The sequence below is a fragment of the Mycolicibacterium palauense genome (genome assembly GCF_002592005.1).
In the GTDB taxonomy this organism is placed as follows: Bacteria; Actinomycetota; Actinomycetes; order Mycobacteriales; family Mycobacteriaceae; genus Mycobacterium; species Mycobacterium palauense.
The window spans coordinates 1-1469 of sequence record NZ_NVQF01000194.1 but is presented as its reverse complement, the minus strand read 5'-3'; the positions used below and the strand labels follow the sequence as shown (position 1 = coordinate 1469).

The following is a 1469-nucleotide window of genomic DNA, read 5'->3' as shown; positions in this document are numbered from 1 at the left end:
GTGGATCGGGGTGTTTCAGGCGACCTCCGTTCCGGTGTGCTCGTCGTCGTTTGAGGGCGGTGTCGGTGGGGTGATGTCGGTGGGCCGTTCGAGCAGTTTGCCTTTGTGGAAGACCGCGCCGGCGCGGACCAGGGCGACCAGGTGTGGGGCGTTGACGGCCCGCCAGCGCGCTTGTGCGGCGTCGATCAGCTTGTAGGCCATGGCAATCCCGGCCGCTCGCGATCCGGGGCCCTTGGTGACCTTGGTGCGCAGCCGCACGGTGGCGAAGGTGGACTCAATCGGGTTGGTTGTGCGCAGGTGAATCCAGTGCTCGGCCGGGTACTTGTAGAACTCCAGCAGGGTGTCGAGGTCGTCGGTAATCTTGGCGACGGCCTTGGGGTATTTGGCGCCGAAGTCGACTTCGAACGCTTTGACCGCGATCTGAGCCTTGTCGATGTCTTCGGCGTTGTAGATGTCTTTGATCGCCGCCAACGCCGACGGATGCGCCGACTTCGGCAGTGCTGCAAGGACATTGGCTTGCTTGTGGAACCAGCAGCGTTGCTCACGCGTGACGGGGAACACTTCCCGCACGGCTTTCCAGAACCCGAGGGCGCCGTCGCCGACGGCCAGCACCGGGGCGGTCATGCCACGGCGTTTGCAGTCGCGCAGCAGATCGGCCCACGACTCGGTGGACTCCCGGTAGCCGTCGCTGATCGCGACGAGTTCCTTGCGGCCGTCGGTGCGCACGCCGATCATCACCAGCAGGCACAGCTTGGTCTGCTCCAGGCGCACCTTGAGGTGAATGCCGTCGACCCACAGGTAGACGTAGTCGGTACCGGACAGATCGCGGCGCCCGAACGCGGCGGCTTCGTCTTGCCACTGCGCGGTCAGCCGGGTGATCGTGGTGGCCGACAACCCGGCGCCAGAACCGAGGAACTGTTCCAGTGCCGGCCCGAAGTCGCCGCTAGACAACCCATGCAGGTACAGCAGCGGCAACACCTCGCTCATCTGCGGGGACTTGCGTGCCCACGCCGGCAGGATCGCCGAACAGAACCGCTGCCGCACGCCTGTATCGGGGTCGACCCGGCGGTCGTTGACCCGCGGCGCTTTCACCTGCACGGCGCCGGCTGCGGTCAGCACTTCCCGAGCCTGGTGATAGCCGTTGCGGACCACCAGGCGGTGGCCGTCGTCGTCGAGCTGGTCGGCGAACTGGGCCACGTAGGCGGCGACCTCGGCCTGCAACGCCGCAGCCAGCATCTGCCGAGCGCCGTCACGGACGATGTCGTCCAACAACGACCGACCAGCACCGCCGGTGCTTTCGTTGGCCTCCTGGGCATCGTGAACTACGGTGAGCATGGGCGTACCTTCCCAACCAGCGCGCCAACGCCGGTCTTGATCAGAGAACCTTGGACTTCAGATCATCCTCGGGAAGGTGCGCCCACTTTCACGCCCCCACACCGAGGGTCATCCACAAGTTCTGATCATTGCTC

The 1469-nt window shown here is 65.6% G+C and carries 1 protein-coding gene; it reads right to left on the bottom strand.

Translation table 11 applies throughout. The features are described from left to right. Nucleotides 1-15: 15 nt before the first annotated feature. Nucleotides 16-1335, bottom strand: coding sequence for an IS256 family transposase (locus CSR00_RS29810; protein WP_099025942.1), 1320 nt, complete (start codon nt 1333-1335; stop codon nt 16-18). Nucleotides 1336-1469 lie beyond the last annotated feature (134 nt).